Origin of the sequence: Streptomyces sp. NRRL B-24484, assembly GCF_000717715.1 — a bacterium.
Classification (GTDB): domain Bacteria; phylum Actinomycetota; class Actinomycetes; order Streptomycetales; family Streptomycetaceae; genus Kitasatospora.
This window is the reverse complement of sequence record NZ_JOAI01000065.1, coordinates 1-19,041: the sequence shown is the minus strand read 5'-3', so window position 1 is coordinate 19,041 and position 19,041 is coordinate 1. Positions and strand designations below refer to the sequence as shown.

The window sequence follows — 19,041 nt, the reverse complement described above, 5'->3', positions numbered from 1 at the left end:
GGGGCGAACGGCGGCCGGAGGGCGGCCGGCCCGGGAAGGGCTTTGCCCGGGATGATCCGGAGCAGGCAAGATAGGCCGGTGACCCTCCTGGACCTGATGCCGAAGCCCGCCACCCCCGACGCCCTGTTCGAGACCTTCGCCGAGTGGGCGTCCGACCGCGGCATCACCCTGTACCCCGCCCAGGAGGAGGCGCTGATCGAGCTGGTCTCCGGGAACAACGTGATCCTGGCGACCCCGACCGGCTCCGGCAAGAGCCTGGTCGCCGCCGGCGCGCACTTCGCCGCGCTCGCCGAGGGCAAGCGGACCTTCTACACCGCGCCCATCAAGGCCCTGGTCTCGGAGAAGTTCTTCGACCTCTGCAAGATCTTCGGCACCGAACAGGTCGGCATGATGACCGGCGACGCGAGCGTCAATCCGACCGCGCCGATCATCTGCTGCACCGCCGAGGTGCTCGCCCAGATCGCCCTGCACGACGGCGAGCGGGCCGACATCGGCCAGGTCGTCATGGACGAGTTCCACTTCTACGCCGAGCCGGACCGCGGCTGGGCCTGGCAGATCCCGCTGCTGGAGCTGCCGCAGGTGCAGTTCCTGCTGATGTCCGCCACCCTCGGCGACGTCCGCCGCTTCGAGGACGACCTCACCCGGCGCACCGGCCGCCCGACCGTCGCCGTCCGCTCGGCGACCCGCCCGGTGCCGCTCTTCTACGAGTACCGGCGCACCACCCTGCACGACACCCTGGAGGAGCTGCTCACCACCGGCCAGGCGCCGGTGTACGTCGTGCACTTCACCCAGAAGGAGGCGGTGGAGCGGGCGCAGTCGCTGATGAGCATCAACATGTGCACCAAGGCGGAGAAGGACGCCATCGCCGCCCTGATCGGCAACTTCCGCTTCACCACCAAGTTCGGCCGCAACCTCTCGCGCTACGTCCGGCACGGCATCGGCGTGCACCACGCCGGCATGCTGCCGAAGTACCGCCGGCTGGTCGAGCGGCTCGCCCAGGCCGGCCTGCTCAAGGTCATCTGCGGCACCGACACCCTCGGCGTCGGCGTCAACGTGCCGATCCGCACCGTGCTCTTCACCGCGCTCTCCAAGTACGACGGGCAGCGGGTGCGGGTGCTGCGGGCCCGCGAGTTCCACCAGATCGCCGGCCGGGCCGGCCGGGCCGGCTTCGACACCGTCGGCCAGGTGGTCGCCCAGGCCCCCGAGCACGTGGTGGAGAACGACAAGGCGCTCGCCAAGGCCGGCGACGACCCGAAGAAGCGCCGCAAGGTCGTCCGCAAGAAGGCCCCCGAGGGCTTCGTCGGCTGGACGGAGGAGACCTTCGAACGCCTGATCGCCGCCGACCCTGAGCCGCTGGTCAGCCGCTTCAAGGTCAGCCACGCCATGCTGCTCTCCGTGATCGGCCGGCCCGGCGACGCCTTCTCCGCCATGCGCAAGCTGCTCACCGACAACCACGAGGACCGCTCGGCGCAGCGCCGGCACATCCGCTCGACGATCGCGATCTACCGCTCGCTGCTGGAGGGCGGCGTCGTCGAGCAGCTCGACGAGCCGGACGCCGAGGGCCGCCGGGTCCGCCTCACCCTTGACCTCCAGGAGAACTTCGCGCTCAACCAGCCGCTGTCCACCTTCGCGCTGGCCGCCTTCGAGCTGCTCGACCAGGAGTCGCCCTCGTACGCGCTGGACGTGATCTCGGTGGTCGAGGCGACCCTGGACGACCCTCGGCAGATCCTCGCCTCGCAGGAGAACAAGGCGCGCGGCGAGGCCGTCGGCGAGATGAAGCGCGACGGCATCGAGTACGAGGAGCGGATGGCGCGGCTCCAGGAGATCAGCTACCCGAAGCCGCTGGAGGAGCTGCTCGGCCACGCGTACGAGGTGTACCGGCGGGCGCACCCGTGGATCGGCGACCACCCGCTGGCGCCCAAGTCCGTCGTCCGCGACCTGTACGAGCGGGCGATGACCTTCACCGACTACGTGGGCTTCTACGAGCTCGCGCGGACGGAGGGCATCGTCCTGCGGTACCTGGCGAGCGCCTACAAGGCGCTGGAGCAGACCGTTCCGGACGACATCAAGACGGACGACCTGAAGGACGTCATCGCCTGGCTGGGCGAGCTCGTCCGGCAGGTCGACTCCTCGCTGCTCGACGAGTGGGAGCAGCTCGCCAACCCGACCGAGCCGGAGGCCGCCGAGGTCCGGCTGGACGAGAAGCCGGCGCCGGTCACGGCGAACGCGCGGGCGTTCCGGGTGCTGGTGCGCAACGAGATGTTCCGCCGGGTGGAGCTGGCGGCGCTGGAGCACTACGACGAGCTGGGCGGGCTGGACGGCGAGTACGGCTGGGACGGCGACCGCTGGGCCGACGCGATGGACGGGTACTGGGACGAGTACGACGACCTCGGGACGGGACCGGACGCGCGCGGGCCGAAGATGCTGATGATCGAGCAGGTCGAGGACGAGGGCCTGTGGCGGGTCCGGCAGATCTTCGACGACCCGGCGGGCGACCACGACTGGGGCATCAGCGCCGAGGTCGACCTGTACGGCTCCGACGAGGAGGGCCGCGCCGTCCTCCGCGTCACCGCCGTCGACCGCCTCGGCGGCTGACCCCGCGGGGAGGCCGACCAGGGGCGCGGGGAACTGCGCATCCCCGGATCGGCCGACCTCGCGAGTGCGGGCAAGCAAGTCAGGGGCGCGGGGAACTGCGCAATTCGGACGGGGTGCACTTCACGGACCGGGGGCAAGCCCGAAGCCGTACGGTGCACCGCCCCCGGATCGCGCAGTTCCCCGCGCCCCTGGTGGTTGCTCCGGTGGGCGGCTTGCTACATCCAGAGGAAGGGGGCGCGGGCGGTGTAGGAGAGGGCGCGGGTGGCCTTGTCCAGGGTCAGGTCGCCGGGGGTGAGGGTGGTGCGCTGGTCGGTGTAGCGGGAGACGGTGACGGTCAGGTAGTGGCCGACCGGATCGACCCGGGAGACGCCGGCGGGCTTCGGCGGGGGTGTGGTCGCGGTCGGCGACGAGGGCACCGTCCCGGCCGGTGCGCTCGCGGCGCCGGACACGGTGGCCGCCGGGCTGCCCGTCGCGGTCGGCGAGGGCGTCGGGGACGGTGTCGGCGCCGCGGACTCGGCGGTGAGGAAGGCGAGCGCGGAGGGGTCGGCGAGCGCCTGCCGGGCCTTCAGTGCGCTCTTCTCGTCGGCGAAGCGGAGGATCGTCACGCTGCTGACGACCTGCTGGTCGGCGTTGGTGAAGGCGACGGAGAGGTACGCCTGGCAGCCGGTGTCCTTGAGCGGGTCCTTGTCGCGGTCGAGCAGGATCTCGGCGCAGTCGGTGCCCTCGCGGGCGGCGGTGCGGTGGGCCTGCAGGCCGCCCTGTTCGACGGTGCGCTGGCCGGGGAAGTAGTGGTCGGCGGTGAAGGCCTGGGCCTCCGTCAGCGGCTGCTCGGAGGCGAGGCCGGGGGCCGGCTGGGACTTCTTGGTCTGGCCGCTGGTGCTGCCGAGGCCCGGTATGAGGTCGCCGGGGTTGGGGCGGCTGACCACCCAGCCGATGCCGGCCGCGGCGACGACGAGGGCGCACCACAGGGCGGTGCGGCGCCGGCCGGGGCCGAGCCGGTGCGGCGCGGCGGGCGTCCCGCCCTCGTGGCCGGCCTCGGTCTGGTCGGGCTCCCCCTGCGTGGTCATGCGGGAGATTGTAAGCAGATGATCAGCCGGGCCCCGAGGGCGGGCCCTGCCGCAGGGGCGCTGCGCGCACGAAGGGGGCGTACGTGACCTGCGCCACTACCGTCTGCGGCGGCACTGTGACAACTCGCACACCGCCGAGCGGATCTTCTGGCGGGTTCCCTCTGGCGGAAGGCGACGCGGCACGGGCAGGATCGAGCGCATGGATCTGCTCGACACCCTCACCGCCAAGGGCCTGCGCCGGGAACTGCCCACCCGGGAGGAGGCGCTGGCCGTCCTCGCCACCACGGACGACGAACTCCTGGACGTCGTCGCGGCCGCCGGCAAGGTCCGCCGCCAGTGGTTCGGCCGGCGGGTCAAGCTCAACTACCTGGTGAACCTGAAGAGCGGTCTCTGCCCGGAGGACTGCTCGTACTGTTCGCAGCGGCTCGGTTCGAAGGCCGAGATCCTCAAGTACACCTGGCTGAAGCCGGAGCAGGCGGCCGAGGCGGCCGCCGCCGGTCTGGCGGGCGGCGCGAAGCGGGTCTGCCTGGTCGCCAGCGGCCGCGGCCCGACGGACCGTGACATCGACCGGGTCGCCGACACCATCGCCGCCATCAAGGACGCCGACGCGCAGGTCGAGGTGTGCGCCTGCCTGGGCCTGCTCTCCGACAACCAGGCGGAGCGGCTGAAGGCGGCCGGTGCCGACGCGTACAACCACAACCTCAACACCTCCGAGGCGACGTACGGGGGCATCACCACCACCCACACCTACGCGGACCGGGTGGACACCGTGCAGAAGGCGCACGGCGCGGGCCTGTCGGCCTGCTCGGGCCTGATCGCGGGCATGGGCGAGAGCGACGAGGACCTGGTCGACGTGGTGTTCGCGCTGCGCGACCTCGGCTCGGACTCGGTGCCGGTCAACTTCCTGATCCCGTTCGAGGGCACGCCGCTGGCGCAGGAGTGGAACCTCAGCCCGCAGCGCTGCCTGCGCATCCTGGCGATGGTCCGCTTCGTCTGCCCGGACATCGAGGTGCGGATCGCCGGCGGCCGCGAGGTGCACCTGCGCTCGCTGCAGCCGCTGGGCCTGGAGATCGCCAACTCGATCTTCCTGGGCGACTACCTGACCAGTGAGGGCCAGGCCGGCCAGACCGACCTCGACATGATCAAGGACGCGGGCTTCACCGTCGAGGGCGCGGACGAGCGCACCCTGCCGCGGCACCGCGCGGACGCGGTCGCGGGCGGCTGCGGCGGCGGCACGGCCTCCGCCTGCGGCACCGAGGAGCACGCCTGCGGCAGCGGCGGCTGCGGCCCGTGCGGCGGGCACGCCGAGCCGGCCGCGACCGGAGCCGCGGCGGAGGTCGAGGCGGAGGCGAAGGCCCTGATCGAGGCGGAGTCCTCGGACGAGGCCCGGACCGACCTGGTGCGGGTGCGCCGGCGCGGCGCGGGCACCGAGCTGGCCCCGAACGCCTGATGACCGACGTCCAGCACCTGCTCGGCCTCGACCGGGCGCACGTCTGGCACCCGTACGGGCCCATGCCCGGCACCGTCACCCCGTACGTGGTGGAGTCCACGTCCGGGGTGCGGCTGCGGCTCGCCGAGCCGGCGGGCGGCCACCGGGAACTGATCGACGGCATGTCCTCCTGGTGGGCGGCGATCCACGGCTACCGGCACCCGGTGCTGGACGAGGCGGTGCGCGAGCAGCTCGGCCGGATGAGCCACGTGATGTTCGGCGGGCTCACCCACGAGCCCGCCGTCCGGCTGGCGGCGACGCTGGTCGACATCACCCCGGAGCCGCTCCGGCACGTCTTCCTCGCCGACTCCGGGTCGGTCGCGGTCGAGGTGGCGCTGAAGATGTGCCTGCAGTACTGGCAGTCGGTCGGCCGCCCGGCCAAGCGCCGGGTGCTGACCTGGCGCGGCGGCTACCACGGCGACACCTTCCACCCGATGTCGGTCTGCGACCCGGACGGCGGGATGCACCACCTGTGGGGCGGCGTGCTGCCCCGTCAGCTGTTCGTCCCGGAGCCGCCGGCCGGCTTCGACGCGCCGCTCGACGAGGCGTACGCGGGCCTGCTCGCCGACGCGGTGGCGCAGCACGCGGACGAGCTGGCCGCGATCGTCGTGGAGCCGGTGGTGCAGGGTGCGGGCGGGATGCGCTTCCACTCCCCCGCCCACCTGCGGCTGCTGCGCGAGCTGTGCGACGAGCACGGCGTGCTGCTGGTCTTCGACGAGATCGCCACCGGCTTCGGCCGCAGCGGCGCACTGTTCGCGGCCGACCACGCCGGGGTGTCGCCGGACGTGATGTGCCTGGGCAAGGCGCTCACCGGCGGCTACCTGACGATGGCCGCGACGCTGTGCACGGCGGAGGTCGCCGACGGCATCAGCCGTGGCGAGATGCCGGTGCTGGCGCACGGTCCGACGTTCATGGGCAACCCGCTGGCCGCGGCCGTCGCCAACGCCTCGATCGGGCTGCTGCTCGGCCAGGACTGGCAGCTGGAGGTCAAGCGGATCGAGGCCGGCCTCTCCGCCGGACTCGCGCAGGTCGCGGACGCCCCGGGCGTGCTCGACGTGCGGGTGCAGGGTGCGATCGGCGTCGTCCAGCTGGACCACCCCGTGGACATGGCGGCGGCGACCGAGGCCGCCGCGCGCGAGGGCGTCTGGCTGCGGCCCTTCCGCGACCTCGTCTACACGATGCCGCCCTACGTGACGGACGATCAGGACCTGGCGCGGATCACCGCCGGTGTCGCTGCCGCGGCGGTGGCCGGATGAGCGTGCTCTTCGTGACCGGCACCGGGACGGAGGTCGGCAAGACCGTCGTCACGGCGGCGGTGGCCGCCCTCGCCGAGGGGCCGGTGGCCGTGCTGAAGCCCGGTCAGACCGGGGTCGCCCCGGCCGAGGCCGGGGACGTCGCCGAGGTGGTCCGGCTCACCGGGCGCAGCCTCACCGTCCGTGAGCTGGCCCGCTACCCCGAGCCGCTCGCCCCGGACACCGCGGCCCGGCGGGCCGGCATGCCCACCGTCCACCCGCGGCAGGTCGCCGACGCCGTCGCCGAACTGGCCGAGGACCACGCGCTGGTACTGGTGGAGGGTGCGGGCGGGCTGCTCGTCCGCTACGACGAGGACGGGAACACCCTCGCCGACATGGCGCTCGCCGCGGCCGGGCTCGGCCTGGAGCCGTCCGTGCTGGTGGTGGCGACCGCCGGGCTGGGCACCCTCAACACCACGGCGCTGACCGCGGAGGCCCTGGCCGCGCGCGGTCTGCGGCTGCACGGTGTGGTGATCGGCGCCTGGCCGGACGAGCCGGACCTGGCGATGCGCTGCAACCTGGCTGACCTCCCGGTGGCCTCGGGCGCTCCGCTGCTCGGGGCCCTGCCCGCCGGGTGCGCCGAGGTGGGCGGCGGGCCGTTCGTGTCGGCGGCCCGCGCCTCGCTGGCCCCGGTGCTCGGCGGCAGCTGGGACGCGGACGCCTTCACCGCCGCGCACGCGGTGCCCGCACCGCGCGGGTAGCTCCTCGTACCGGTGCGGCCCGGCTCCCAAGGGAGTCGGGCCGCACTGGGCTGACGGGCGCCGGGCCGCGGTCACTGCGACGCGGTCACGGCGACGCCGTCGCGGACGCGGTCACGCAACGGCGCTGCCGGGGAGGCGGTCACTGGGCGAGCGTCTTGCCCGTCTCCAGCAGCGACTTGAGGTCGCTGAGCACCCAGCTCCAGCCGCCGCCACCGCCCATCTGCTCGTCGTCGTGGGCGCCGCTGACCAGCGCGGCGAGCTGCGGGGCGCCGGCCAGCTCGTGGGTCACGGTGAGCCGGGTGGAGCCGTTCTTCTCCGCCAGCTCGTAGGTGAGCCGGGTGAAGCCCTCGGCGGCCAGCCGCGGGTCCATGGCCATCCGCCAGGTCAGCACGAGCCTGCGCGGCGGGTCGGCCTCGACGACCTCGCCGTCGACGACGGTCTCCGGGACGGGGAAGCCCATCTCCTTGGATCCCTCGACCATCGCCGGCCCGGGCAGGGTGCGGTAGGCGGCGCCCGGGGTGAAGTCGTAGTCGGTGAGACCGCCGTAGCCGTAGCGGTCGGTCCACTCGGGCTTGGTGATGGCGTCCCACACCTGCTCGGGGGAGGCCTTGATGTAGACGCGGTAGACCTGGGTGGTCGCCGCGCTGTCGGTCCCGCTCATGAGTCCTTCTCCAACTCTGCCTTGAGCTCGGTCAAAGCGGTCACGTGGCGCTCGGTGTACTTGTCGATCCAGCGGTCGTGGATCAGCCGGATCGGCACGGGATTGAGGAAGTGGAGCTTCTCGCGACCCGACTTCCGGGACACCACGAGGCCGGCGTCCTCCAGGACGCGCAGGTGTTTCATGACGCCGAACCGCGACATCTCCAGCTCGGACTCCAGCTCGGTGAGCGTCCGCCCGTCGCGGGCGAACAGCAGGTCGAGCAGGAACCGGCGGGTCGGATCGGCGAGGGCCTTGAACACCAGGTCGTCGTCGGACACAGCTTCAGGATAGGTGACCATTTGGTCACATGTCTACTGGAACGCGCGGCCCCGGTCGACCCGGCGCGTCAGGCCACGCCGCAGAGCCGGAGCACCGCCGTCGTCCCGGCCGCCGCGACGACGACCAGCGGGAAGGGCGCGCGGCGCAGCACCAGGAGGCCGGCGACCAGCACCCCGGCCGGCCGGGCCCACCCGGCGAAGCCCTGGGCCTGGGTGAGCGCCGCGGTCGCCACCAGGGCGATCAGCAGCACGGCGGCGGCAGTGGAGAGCAGCCGTTCCAGCGCCTCGGAGAGGTGCAGCCGGTCACGGAGGACCGGGCCGGCCAGACGGAAGCCGTAGGTGCCGGCGGCGAGCAGCAGGATGGCGAGGAACGGCATCAGCGGACCTCCGCCATGGATGCGGGCCGGCCTGCGGACTGGCACTCGGGGTCGACTGCGGGCCGGTCGCCGGCTTCGGGGTCCGCTTCGGATTCGGGCGTCTGCGGCGGGGTGCGGCGCAGTGCGGCCCGGGCGGCCGGGACGAGCGCGAGCAGCGCCACCAGGACGGGCAGGCCGGCCGGCAGGAAGGGCGTGGCGGCGACCGCGGCCACCGCGCCGACCAGCGCCGGGTTGCGGACCGACCGGTCGGCGAGCGAGGGCAGCACCAGGGCCAGCAGGACGGCCGGGAAGGCCGCGTCCAGCCCGAGCGCGTCGGTGTCGCCGATGGCACCGCCGGCCAGCGCGCCGAGCAGGACGGCGACGTTCCACACCGCGAACAGCGCGACGCCGCAGATCCAGAAGGCGGCGCGGCGCGCCTTCGGGTCGCGCTGCAGCAGGGTGAACGCGGCGGACTCGTCGGTGAGCATCTGGGCGCCGAGCAGCTTCGTCCGCCAGCCGCCGCCGAGCACGTCGGCGACGGCGAAGCCGAAGGGCAGCAGCCGCGCGTTGAGGACGAGGCCGGTGACCACCGCGGCGATCGGGCCGCCGCCGGCGAGCACGACGCCGACCGCGGCGAACTGCGAGCCGCCGGCGAAGACCAGCAGCGACATGACCACCGGCACCCAGGCCGGCAGCCCGCCGGAGACGGCGATCGCGCCGAAGGAGGCGCCGACGAGGGCGTCGGCGAGACAGACCAGGGCGATGTCGCGGAACGTGCCGCGATCGAGTGTTCGCATTGCCGAACGCATGTCCATTAGAATGAACAGCAACCTCGGCGTTCGTCAAGCCGAACGGACAGTAGTCTGGAGCGAACACGTGGATCCTGTGGACAGCGTCCCTGCGGACGGCGCGGCGGCACCGGGCGGCCACCGGTCCTCGCTCGACCTGATCGCCCTCATCTCCGCCTCGATCCGCCGGGAGCGGGAGCGGGCCGGGCTCTCCATGACGGAGCTCGCCCGCCGCGCGGGGATCGCCAAGTCGACGCTCTCGCAACTGGAGGCGGGCGCCGGGAACCCGAGCGTGGAGACCCTGTGGGCCCTCGGGGCGGCCCTGGACGTGCCGTTCAGCCGCCTGGTCGACCCGCCGCGGCCGCAGGTGCGCATCGTCCGGGCCGGCGAGGGGCCGGTCACCTGGTCGGAGCGGGCGGACTACGCGGCCACCCTGCTCGCCTCCTGCCCGCCGAACGCCCGGCGGGACATCTACCGGATCGACGCCCAGCCCGGCGGCGTCCGGCGCTCCGACCCGCACCTGCCCGGCTCGGTGGAACACGTGGTGATCGGGACCGGCCGGGCCCTGGTCGGCCCGGCGGCGGCCCCGGTCGAACTCGGCCCGGGCGACTACATCGCCTACCCCGGCGACGCGCCGCACGTCTTCGAGGCGCTGGAGCCGGACACCACGGCGACGCTCACCATGGAGCACGTCTGAGCCCTCCGGCACGCCCTTGCGGCCCGCCGCCCCGGCCTCGCGGCCCGCCGCTCCGGCCTGCCGGGCGCCCGCGCGGCCGTTCCGGGTGTCAGCCGGCCAGCGGGTGGACCCAGCGGCGCCACTGCTCCTCGCGCCGGTAGCCGGCGCCCGCCCAGGCGCCCTGGCCGAGTTCGTTGTGCTCCAGCACCATGGCGTCGGCCCGGCGTCCGCCCAGCTCGGCGAACCTCGCCTCGGCCGCCGCGATCAGGGCGCCGCCGACCCCGCGGCGGCGCAGCTGCGGGTCCACCGCCAGCCGGTAGAGGTGGCAGCGCCAGCCGTCGTAGCCGGCGATGACCGTGCCCGCGAGCACCCCGTCGAGCTCCGCGAGCAGCAGGGCCTGCGGGTCCCGTTCGATCAACCGGGCGACGCCTGCCTCGTCGTCGGTGATGCTGGTGCCCTCGGCGGCCCGCTCCCAGAAGGCGAGCAGGGCGGGGATCTCGTCGGGGCGCGCGGTACGGATCGCGATCTCGGTCATGCGCCCTGTCTAACAGCCGCGCTCCGGCGCGACACGACATTCCACGGGCTGAGACGGGTGCGGGCTGACCTCGTGTCACCCGTCCCGTAGGCTCGGGCCGTCCCCCGCCTGTGCGACACCCCGCGAGGAGCACCGTGCCGACCGCACCCACCGCAGCCCCCGCCACCGGCTCCGCCCCGGCCGGTTCCGCGCCGACCGGCCCCGGATCGGACGGCCCTGGCCCGGCCGGCCCCGGATCGGACGGCCCTGGCCCGGCCGGCCCCGGATCGGACCGCGCCGTCGCCGTCGCCGCGGAGGAGTTCGTCCGGGCACAGACCGCGATCGGCGCGGTCCCCTTCGTCCCCGAGGTCCGACTGCACCTGGCCGAGGAGGCGATCGGGCTGTGGGAGCGCACCGAGTCGGCGAAGGGCGAGATCGGGCTGCCGCCGCCGTTCTGGGGGTTCGCCTGGGCCGGCGGCCAGGCCGTCGCCCGGTACGTGCTGGACCACCCGGAGGCCGTCGCGGACCGGACGGTCCTCGACCTCGCCGCCGGCTCCGGGCTGGTCGGCATCGCCTGCGCCCTGCGCGGGGCCGCCTCCGTCACCGCCGCGGAGATCGACGCGTACGCGGTCGCCGCGATCGGCCTCAACGCCGCGGCGAACGGCGTGGCGGTCGAGGCGCGCTGCGCCGACCTGCTGCCCGGCGACGGCTCCCCCGCCGAGGTGGTGCTGGCCGGCGACGTCTTCTACGAACGGGCCATGGCCGACCGGGTGCTGCCGTTCCTTCGGCGGGCCCGCGCCCGCGGCGCCCTGGTGCTGGTCGGCGACCCCGGCCGGGCGTACCTGCCGCGCGAGCACTTCACCGAGGTCGCCTCCTACCGGGTGCCGGTGGTGGCCGATCTGGAGGACGCCCCGGAGAAGACCTCGGTGGTGTGGCGCCTCGACGGCTGAGCCCCGCCCGGCGCCGGCCGGGGGTGTCCGGCCGCACGTCCGCGGGCGGCCGCACCGGAGCGTCACCGCGTTCGTACCGTTTCCATACCGAATACGTGATGAGCTGCGGAAACGCTCGCGGCCCGAGGGGTGCCCGAGTACCATCCCGGCTGATGCCCCGGGGTGCGCACGCCGTTGTGCCGTGCTGCCCCGCGGCGGACTCTCGCGGGGCAACGGAGGTCACCGCGCACTCGGCACCGCGCGCCAGAGCTGTCGCGCGAACGCGGGAAGGGCAGCGACTTGGCGGATCGGCTCACCGGAGGGGACTCCTCGCTGCTGCGTCGGATCAACGCGGCGGTCACCCTGCGGGCGCTGCGCGACGGACAGACCGTCACCCTGACGCAGCTCGTCGGCGACACCGGGCTCTCCCGGCCGACCGTCGAGGGCGTCATCGAGGGCCTGATGGAGTCCGGGCTGGTCGCCGAGGTCGAGCACGGCCAGGACGGCGGCGGGCGGCGCGGCCGCCCGGCCCGCTGGTTCCGGTTCCGCGCCGAGGCCGGGCACGCGCTCGGCATCGAGATCGGCGTGCACGACGTCCGGGTGGTCCTCGCCGACCTCAGCGGCGAGATCCTTGCCGGGCACGCCAAGCCGGTGGACGAGGCCCTGGACGCCGAGGAGCGGCTCGGCGTCATGCGGACGACCGTCGCCGAGGTGCTGCGCAAGGCCGGCGTCTCCCGGGACAACCTCTGGGCGGTCGCCGTCGGCACCCCCGGCATCGTCGACGGCGAGGGCACCGTCCGGCTCAGCACCGCCATGCCCGGCTGGACCGGACTCGACCTCGGCGCCCGGCTGCGCCGCTCGTTCCGCTGCCCGGTCGTCATCGAGAACGACGCCAACCTCGCCGCGATCGCCGAGCACTGGAAGGGCGCCGCGGTCGGCAAGGGCGACGTCGTCTTCGTCATGGCCGGCCTCAGCCCCGGCGCCGGGTCACTGATCAACGGCCGGCTGCACCGCGGGTACGGCGGCGCCGCCGGCGAGATCGGCGCCCTGCACCTGCTCGGCCAGGAGGCCACCCCGGAGCGGCTGCTCTCCACCACCGGCAAGCCGCTCGACCCGCTGGACGAGGCCGCGGTCGCCCGGGTGCTGAGGCTCGCCCGGGAGGGCGACGAGGTCGCCCAGGACGCCATGGGCCGCTTCCTCGGCCGGCTGGTGCACGACGTGGCGGCGCTCGTCCTCGCCCTGGACCCGCAGTTGGTGGTCGTCGGCGGCTGGGCCGCCGGACTGGACGGCGTCCTGGAGCCGCTGCGCGAGCAGCTCGGGCGGTTCACCCTGCGGGCACCGGAGGTCGCACTGGCCGCGCTCGGCACCGAGGTCGTGGCGACCGGAGCGCTGCGGGTGGCGCTGGACCACGTGGAGGAGCAGCTGTTCGCGGTCGACCCGCCGGGGGCCGGCCCGCGCTGAACCCGGACGGGGCCGAACTACGCCGGCCCAGGCCGGCCCCGGTCGCGCCGACCCGGCGCACCGTCCGGAAACGGAAGCGCGGGCCCGGTCCGGTGTCGGACGGGCCCGCGGATCGCGTTCCGGCGGGTGTCAGGCGGAGCGGACCGCCTCGACCGGGGTGACCTCGACGGCGCCGGTCTCGCCGAAGGTGAGCTTGCAGGTGTCGGCGCGGTAGGTGCAGACGGCGCGGGCGATGTGGCGGCCGGCGGACGCGTACACGGTGGTGACCACCAGCACCGGGGTGCCCGGCGGGCGCTCCAGCAGGGCGGCCTGCTCGGCCTCGGCGACACCCAGTTCGACCGTGCGGGACTCGCCGTCCACGCCGCAGCGCTCCAGCTGGCGGAGCACCGAACGGGCGCGCTCGCCCTCGGCCGTCGAGCCGACCAGCTGCGGCAGTGCGGGCAGGTGCGGCACCGCGGAGTCGGGGACGTGCAGCGACTCGGTCGCCATCACCCGGCCCTGGACGAGGCGCACCCGGCGCACGGTGTGCACCGTCTCGCCGGGCAGCACGCCCAGGTCGGCGGCCAGCCGGGCCGTGGCGGGGGCGCTGGTGCAGTCGACGATCCGCCAGGACTGGTTGCGCGAGGCGCTGGGCCAGCCCTCCTCGCTGCTGCTCACCGGGACGCCGACCCGCGGGGCGGCGATCACGGTGCCGATGCCGCGGCGGCGGACCAGCCGGCCCTCCAGCTCCAGCTGGTCGAGGGCCTGGCGCAGCGTCGCCCGGGCCACGCCGAAGCGGGCGGCGAGCTCGCGCTCGTTGGGCAGCACCTGACCGGCCGAGAACTCCGAGTCGATGGTGCGCACCAGGACGGTGCGCAGGTGCCAGTACTTCGGCTCGGGAGCCGCCGCGAGCTGTCCTTGCGCCACCGTGTCCTCCGCCCTGAAGGTGTGGGGCCGCCCGGCCCCTCCCCGGTTTCGGCAGGTGGGGAGGGTGGGCTTTATCCGTCCTTCTTTATTAAAGGTCTTTGCAGTAAGCAGACCCTAGGGGGTGGCGGAGGAGATGGTCAAGACCAATGACCGACCTTGACCGGAGCTTGGACACCTGCCGACCGTTCGTGACCTGCGCCACAGCGGAGCCTGACCGCTTCGGCGAACCGCCGGGCCGGCGGGTACCCTCCCGGGGTGATCGTGGTTTCAACAGTCAACGTCAACGGCATCCGGGCGGCCGCCAAGAAGGGCCTCACCGAGTGGCTCGCCGGCACCAAGGCCGACGTCGTCTGTCTGCAGGAGGTCCGCGCCGAGGCCGACCAGCTGCCGGCCGGGTTCAAGGACCTGGACGGCTGGCACGCGGTGTGGGCGCCGGCCGCCGCGAAGGGCCGGGCCGGAGTGGCGGTGCTCTCCCGCCGGGCGCCGGAGCGGACCGCGATCGGCTTCGGCTCCACCGAGTTCGACAGCTCCGGCCGGTACGCCGAGATCGACCTGCCGGGCCTCACGGTCGCCAGCCTCTACCTGCCGTCCGGCGAGGTCGGCACCGAGCGCCAGGACGAGAAGGAACGCTTCATGGCGGAGTTCCTCGTCCACCTCGACAGCCTGAGGCGGCGGGCCGCCGAGGAGGGGCGCGAGGTCCTGGTCTGCGGCGACTGGAACATCGCCCACCGCCCCGAGGACCTCAAGAACTGGCGGGCCAACCAGAAGAACGCCGGCTTCCTCCCCGAGGAGCGCGCCTGGATGACCCGTCTCTTCGACGACGTTGGCTACGTGGACGTCGTCCGCGCCCTCCACCCCGACCAGGCCGGGCCCTACACCTGGTGGTCCTACCGCGGCCGCGCCTTCGACAACGACTCGGGCTGGAGGATCGATTATCTGATCGCCAGTCAGGGACTTGCGGCCAGGTGCACCGAGGCCTACGTGGAGCGGGCGGCCTCCCACGCCGAGCGCTGGTCCGACCATGCTCCCGTCACGGCGGTCTTCGACCACAAGTTCTGACTCAGTGAGCCGGCATCGCCGGGCGCCGGGAACCGGTGGACGAACCCCGCGCGGGGTCGCCACAGCGGATCAAGCCGACCGCCAACCCTTCGTGTCGCTTCCCAGGTCGGGGGGCACGGCTGGTCCCCTGGCGCCTACGCCTGGCCGGAGACGCGGGGCACGGGAGTGGACGTACGCGGTGGATCTCACGAGGGAGGACGGTCGGCTTGGGAACCGCCGCCCGGGCGGGTTCGCCATCCCTGCCGAGGCTGTCAGGAGAAGTACGTGGTCCTCGACGGTGAGCTGCACGGCGTCTGCGAGAAACCTCCGTACCACCGTCGCCGGCTTCCTGCGCGATCGACTCGCCACCAGGAAGCCGATACTCTCGCCAACCACGTACGCCGGATACAAGGCGTGCGTCGAGCTCGACCTCATGCCGGCCTTTGGCCGCTACTGGATCCTCGATCTGCGTCCGAGGCACACCGACGACTGGACCACCGCCCACGCTCAACGCCGCGGTGCGATCGTGGCGGCTGCGTCACAACCCTGCGAAGCACTCCGCCCGTCCGAGGCCCCGCACCGAGGAACGCATCTACCGGACCCCCGCCACAGCGCGTCGACACTTCCACGACCTGCGCGAGCAGGCCGGACTGCCGCAGGTGGCCATTCACGACCGGCGCCAGTTCGCCGCCACCATCGCCCTGGAGGGCAACCTCCCCATGGCGGCCGCTTCGCCGCCTCGCCGCACTGGTCGCCGACCTGCCCACCACCAAGAACGGCTACACGGACCAGTTCTTCCAAGCACGGCGCCGCGAGCCGATGGGCGCGGCAGCCGAAATACAGCGGTCGCTGCTTCCCCTCTGGGCGATGAACACCCCGCAGGTCGCGCTCGCCGGAATCCTGGAACCTGACTACAACATCGCCGGCGACAGCCTGGACTACGCCCTCAAGAACGGCGTCCTGCACCTGGTCCGGCGCGGCGACCGGGCGCTGTTCTACACAGACGGCCTCGTCGAGGAACACAAGAGAGGTGGCGGGCAGTTCGGCGAGGAACGCCTGATCGCCGCCATCGAGCGGGGCGGGCCCGCCAGCCGCGGGGCCCACGACCGACGACGCGAGCCTCTTCCTGGTCGAGTGGCGCGGCGGCACCTCCGATCACCTCGCCGCACCGGAACGGTAGGCACACCGATAGGCCTTCACGGCGACGAAGCTCGGCGCGCAGCAGCCCACCGCCCCGCCCCCTGCTCACCCGGGGGCCGGGTCCGGCCGGAGTACGGTGGAAGAACGCACCGTCAACGACCGGCGGGATTCCTGCAGTGCCAGGCGCCGACACCAGGCCGTCCACACCAACGAGCCCAGGGCGGGTGTTCGATATGACCGCGACCTCTGATACCACCGCTGCCCAGCCACCTGGGCCAGAACCGCCGGTGCGCATCTCGCTGACACCCGAGGGCGCCACCGCAGGGCGGCTGGACGGGGCCTGGTGGCCCCGCTCGCACGACCTCCTGCGCGAACTCCCCCCGCTGGCAGCAGCACTGGACCCCACATGGGGGAAGATCACCCGCGTCACCGTGAATCCGACGCACTGGCCGGTCATCCCCCGGCGGGTCCCGGTCGAAGGCCACGTCATCCACGTCGGATGGTTCGAACAGGAACAGGATGCGGACGAGGTGATGGTGTGCTCCTTCATCCCGCTGCGTATCGAGCTCCTGGTGATTCCCCCCGAGACCGAGGCTTCCACCGCCGAGTGGCTGATGACGGCGGCGTCCGACCCGGCCAACACCCACACCGGCACCGACCTCCTGACAGCTGCGGGTGCGCCGACCGCGGACCCGCGGGCCGGCGGATGACGACGATCGCGGCAGACGACATCCTGCCGTTCGCCGCCAGCCGCGCCGACTGCACCCCGGATCCAGCGGGCAGGTGCGCGGACCTGGCCCGGACGTGCGCCGCTGCAGGGGCCGGGGAACCCTGCAACCACGGCGGCGTCGCAGTCGATGACCGGGGCCGTCCCGCGCTGATTCACCTTCGATGCAGGCATCGGTGATGCGGCGAACCGCGGCCCGTCCTCCTGGTCGCGCCTGGTCCGGCTACTCGCGCGACCACTCGGTCTCGGCCTGGGGTTCACCGACCGGGTGGTGCCCCTCCCAGACCCGGACCGTGATCGCCCGGGGACCTGGAGCGGGGCTGGAGAGCGTGCGGACGAACACGTCCCGCAGGTGGTTCGCCGCCTGCTGGGGCGGCCCGTCGTACTCCAGGGGGTTCGGCATGGGAGCGCCGTCCTGCTGGAACCAGCGGCCGTCGTCGTCCTCCGTCCGGAGAATCCACCGGTAGTACCCCATCCTGGCCTCCCGCGACGACGGGCCGTGTCAGAACACGACCGTAGGCGCCCGACAGGCCACCGGCGACCGGACGGCTTCCACCAGCGCCGAAAGCGCGGCCGGTGGTCGTACCGAGTCCCTTCCCGCGCACCGGGCAGGTGACGGCGGCACGCGCCGAAGGAAGAATGGGAGATGCCCACAGACAGTCGGAGGCTGCTGATGTTCGAAGCGGGTGACATCCGGGAATGGCGCGGCCACGACGTGGTGGACGCCGACCGCCACAAGATCGGCACGCTGGAGTCCGTCTACGTCGACACCGCAACGGACCAGCCCTCGTTCGCCACCGTCACGGTCGGGCTGCCCACGCGCCGCCGCCTGGTCTTCGTCCCCCTCGCCCACTCACGGGTCGGCCCAGGCCATCTGCAGGTCGCCTGGCCCAAGAGCCGGGTCAAGAAGGCGCCGGCCATCGGCACCGACGGCATACTGCCGGCCGAGGACGAGGCGGCGATCTTCGCCCACTACGAACTGGACTACGCCCCGGGCGCGGGCGGTGAACGCCGCCTGGCACGCCGATAGGACCGGCGGACACCGAAGGAGACCGAAGATGGCACTGGTGCTGTTCCTGATCATCCTGGCGATCGTGCTCGGCATCGTCGGCGTCGTCACCCACGGCCTGCTCTACCTGCTTTTCATCGGCATCGCTGTACTGATCATCGCCGTGATCGTCTCCGCCGTCCGGTTCCGGCACGGCGGCCGCTCCCCCAACCGCTGAAATCCGCCGCGGCACCGACAGCCCGGTCCACGGATCAGTGGGGGGATCCGCTTCGCACATGGGTGCCCGCGACCTGGAGCCACGCCACGGGGCTGAAGTGCGCCCGACCATATGCGGAGTGTCCTCGAAGACGCGCAGGATCCGCAGTGCTCCGCTCGGATGCCGGCGGGCGCCGACGTCGGCCCCGGCGTTGCGCCGGGCGAGTCGGTCAAGGCATTGTTCGCATCGATGAACGCGGATGACTGCACGTCCCTCAGGAGGACGGATCTCGGGTGTCGTTCCCGCCTCATGCCCTAGAACGCGTCAACCAGGCCGAGACGCTTTCCACACCCGAGGCGCCGAGCCTCGCCGTGGGCATGGGCATGGGCATGGGCTCACGATTCCGGGCCACTCGTCGAGCAAAGGACGAACACCGGCCGTACGGTCAGGAGGGCAGTTAATCGGAGGGCGAGATGGCGAAATACCGATCGCGTGTGCGTGTGCTCTCGGAAGAAGACGTGGAGATCACCACGCGCCATGGTGAGCACGCCGAGGGCAACTTCGATGGAACTGCGCAGGAGTACGCCGAGTTCCTGGTCGACACGGCCGTGAGGCAGGGCGGGGACGATCAGGGTCCGATGCGACCGGCACGCGTTGTCGCCGACGTCTGGGAAGCGGGCGGATCGGAGAGCTCCGCCGCCGGGCACGCGGAGTGGCCGTAGAAAAGCCCGCGGCGAGCGGGCCTCGCGCAGTGCCGGGCGGTGCGGGGGGTCGACGGGTCCTGTGCTCCGCCGACGGCTTGGTCGAGGAGTGCGAGCCCGGCGGGGAGCAGTTCGGGGAGGAGCAGCCCATCGGCTGGGTCGACGTGTCGAGCGTTCGCAGGCCGGGGTGGGCGCCGTCGTGCGCGCGCTCTCGCATGTCCTGAAGGAGAAGCGGGGCGGTCGCCCGAGCGACGACGCCACCCTCTTACTGATCGAGTGGCGCGGAGAGAGCCAGCCCCCGCGCCAGCTCTCCCGACCGGCCGGATCGGCGCGGTGCGGGCGGAGTAGCGTGGGGGTATCGGGGCGGCCCGGCCGCCGGTCCCCGACGGTCGGCCCTCGTTCGGTGGGGCCGGTGTGTGTGTCCACGGACAGGTGGCGAGCCATGTCGGATGAAACCGGTGCTGCGCTCCCGGGACTT

At 73.2% G+C, this 19,041-nt stretch carries 20 protein-coding genes and 1 pseudogene; 13 read left to right on the top strand and 8 right to left on the bottom strand.

Going from position 1 to position 19,041, the window contains the following annotated elements:
* The first annotated feature begins 96 nt into the window (after positions 1-96).
* Positions 97-2,595, top strand: coding sequence for a DUF3516 domain-containing protein (locus IE98_RS0137615; RefSeq protein WP_030276674.1), 2,499 nt, complete (start codon positions 97-99; stop codon positions 2,593-2,595).
* Positions 2,596-2,810: 215 nt separating this feature from the next.
* Here the strand turns inward: IE98_RS0137615 and IE98_RS0137610 are convergent, their stop codons facing one another.
* Positions 2,811-3,662: a hypothetical protein gene (locus tag IE98_RS0137610; protein ID WP_030276672.1), complete on the bottom strand. Its 852-nt coding sequence runs from the start codon at positions 3,660-3,662 to the stop codon at positions 2,811-2,813.
* A 199-nt stretch (positions 3,663-3,861) separates the two neighbouring features.
* On the opposite strand from IE98_RS0137610, the gene bioB reads away from it, so the two are divergent.
* Genes bioB through bioD form a run of 3 tightly spaced genes read left to right on the top strand, consistent with a single transcriptional unit; the run spans position 3,862 to position 7,144 of the window.
* Positions 3,862-5,112: a biotin synthase BioB gene (bioB, locus tag IE98_RS0137605; protein ID WP_030276670.1), complete on the top strand. Its 1,251-nt coding sequence runs from the start codon at positions 3,862-3,864 to the stop codon at positions 5,110-5,112.
* A complete protein-coding gene (locus tag IE98_RS0137600; protein ID WP_030276669.1) occupies positions 5,112-6,407 on the top strand; it encodes an adenosylmethionine--8-amino-7-oxononanoate transaminase in 1,296 nt (431 codons plus the stop codon). The genes bioB and IE98_RS0137600 overlap by 1 nt, the downstream gene beginning before the upstream one ends.
* Positions 6,404-7,144: a dethiobiotin synthase gene (bioD, locus tag IE98_RS0137595; protein WP_030276666.1), complete on the top strand. Its 741-nt coding sequence runs from the start codon at positions 6,404-6,406 to the stop codon at positions 7,142-7,144. The genes IE98_RS0137600 and bioD overlap by 4 nt, the downstream gene beginning before the upstream one ends.
* 139 nt (positions 7,145-7,283) lie before the next feature.
* On the opposite strand, the gene IE98_RS51490 is transcribed toward bioD, so the two are convergent.
* From IE98_RS51490 to IE98_RS0137575, 4 genes are all read right to left on the bottom strand, one after another.
* A complete protein-coding gene (locus tag IE98_RS51490) occupies positions 7,284-7,805 on the bottom strand; it encodes an SRPBCC family protein (RefSeq protein WP_030276665.1) in 522 nt (173 codons plus the stop codon).
* The gene (locus IE98_RS51485; RefSeq protein WP_030276664.1) at positions 7,802-8,122 is read right to left on the bottom strand and encodes an ArsR/SmtB family transcription factor; all 321 of its coding nucleotides are present in this window, start codon (positions 8,120-8,122) and stop codon (positions 7,802-7,804) included. The genes IE98_RS51490 and IE98_RS51485 overlap by 4 nt, the downstream gene beginning before the upstream one ends.
* Before the next feature lie 68 nt (positions 8,123-8,190).
* Positions 8,191-8,499 (bottom strand): AzlD domain-containing protein, encoded by a 309-nt coding sequence (locus tag IE98_RS0137580; protein ID WP_030276663.1) that lies wholly within the window; start codon positions 8,497-8,499, stop codon positions 8,191-8,193.
* Positions 8,499-9,275 (bottom strand): AzlC family ABC transporter permease, encoded by a 777-nt coding sequence (locus IE98_RS0137575; RefSeq protein WP_063749075.1) that lies wholly within the window; start codon positions 9,273-9,275, stop codon positions 8,499-8,501. The genes IE98_RS0137580 and IE98_RS0137575 overlap by 1 nt, the downstream gene beginning before the upstream one ends.
* Before the next feature lie 205 nt (positions 9,276-9,480).
* On the opposite strand from IE98_RS0137575, the gene IE98_RS0137570 reads away from it, so the two are divergent.
* Positions 9,481-9,963 carry an XRE family transcriptional regulator gene (locus IE98_RS0137570; RefSeq protein WP_234443839.1) on the top strand — a complete coding sequence of 161 codons (483 nt, stop codon included), beginning with the start codon at positions 9,481-9,483 and terminating at the stop codon, positions 9,961-9,963.
* A gap of 88 nt (positions 9,964-10,051) precedes the next feature.
* On the opposite strand, the gene IE98_RS0137565 is transcribed toward IE98_RS0137570, so the two are convergent.
* On the bottom strand, positions 10,052-10,477 hold the full coding sequence (locus IE98_RS0137565) for a GNAT family N-acetyltransferase (RefSeq protein ID WP_030276657.1): 426 nt from the start codon (positions 10,475-10,477) through the stop codon (positions 10,052-10,054).
* Positions 10,478-10,611: 134 nt separating this feature from the next.
* Between IE98_RS0137565 and IE98_RS0137560 the strand changes: the two genes are divergently transcribed.
* Positions 10,612-11,406: a class I SAM-dependent methyltransferase gene (locus IE98_RS0137560; protein WP_078661617.1), complete on the top strand. Its 795-nt coding sequence runs from the start codon at positions 10,612-10,614 to the stop codon at positions 11,404-11,406.
* Between the two features lie 279 nt (positions 11,407-11,685).
* Entirely contained in the window at positions 11,686-12,846 is a 1,161-nt protein-coding gene (locus IE98_RS0137555; protein ID WP_030276653.1) for an ROK family protein, read from the top strand.
* Positions 12,847-12,975: 129 nt separating this feature from the next.
* On the opposite strand, the gene IE98_RS0137550 is transcribed toward IE98_RS0137555, so the two are convergent.
* Positions 12,976-13,752, bottom strand: a complete 777-nt coding sequence (locus IE98_RS0137550) for a GntR family transcriptional regulator (RefSeq protein WP_030276651.1) — start codon at positions 13,750-13,752, stop codon at positions 12,976-12,978.
* Positions 13,753-14,007: 255 nt separating this feature from the next.
* Between IE98_RS0137550 and IE98_RS0137545 the strand changes: the two genes are divergently transcribed.
* The 3 genes and pseudogenes from IE98_RS0137545 to IE98_RS0137540 all read left to right on the top strand — a co-directional run bounded on the left by IE98_RS0137545 (position 14,008) and on the right by IE98_RS0137540 (position 16,640).
* The gene (locus IE98_RS0137545) at positions 14,008-14,811 is read left to right on the top strand and encodes an exodeoxyribonuclease III (protein ID WP_030276649.1); all 804 of its coding nucleotides are present in this window, start codon (positions 14,008-14,010) and stop codon (positions 14,809-14,811) included.
* Between the two features lie 702 nt (positions 14,812-15,513).
* Positions 15,514-15,970: pseudogene (locus IE98_RS51480) on the top strand (SpoIIE family protein phosphatase); the annotation flags it as partial.
* A gap of 247 nt (positions 15,971-16,217) precedes the next feature.
* Positions 16,218-16,640: a DUF5994 family protein gene (locus IE98_RS0137540; protein ID WP_234443834.1), complete on the top strand. Its 423-nt coding sequence runs from the start codon at positions 16,218-16,220 to the stop codon at positions 16,638-16,640.
* Positions 16,641-16,880: 240 nt separating this feature from the next.
* Here IE98_RS0137540 and IE98_RS0137535 read toward each other — a convergent pair whose 3' ends face one another.
* Positions 16,881-17,132, bottom strand: a complete 252-nt coding sequence (locus IE98_RS0137535) for a hypothetical protein (protein ID WP_030276645.1) — start codon at positions 17,130-17,132, stop codon at positions 16,881-16,883.
* Positions 17,133-17,330: 198 nt separating this feature from the next.
* Between IE98_RS0137535 and IE98_RS0137530 the strand changes: the two genes are divergently transcribed.
* The 3 genes from IE98_RS0137530 (at position 17,331) to IE98_RS0137515 (ending at position 18,584) form a co-directional block, all read left to right on the top strand.
* Entirely contained in the window at positions 17,331-17,687 is a 357-nt protein-coding gene (locus tag IE98_RS0137530; RefSeq protein ID WP_030276643.1) for a PRC-barrel domain-containing protein, read from the top strand.
* Positions 17,688-17,715: 28 nt separating this feature from the next.
* Positions 17,716-17,883: a hypothetical protein gene (locus IE98_RS50300; protein WP_199923035.1), complete on the top strand. Its 168-nt coding sequence runs from the start codon at positions 17,716-17,718 to the stop codon at positions 17,881-17,883.
* 452 nt (positions 17,884-18,335) lie between these two features.
* Entirely contained in the window at positions 18,336-18,584 is a 249-nt protein-coding gene (locus IE98_RS0137515) for a hypothetical protein (protein ID WP_159401182.1), read from the top strand.
* Positions 18,585-19,041: the final 457 nt, after the last annotated feature.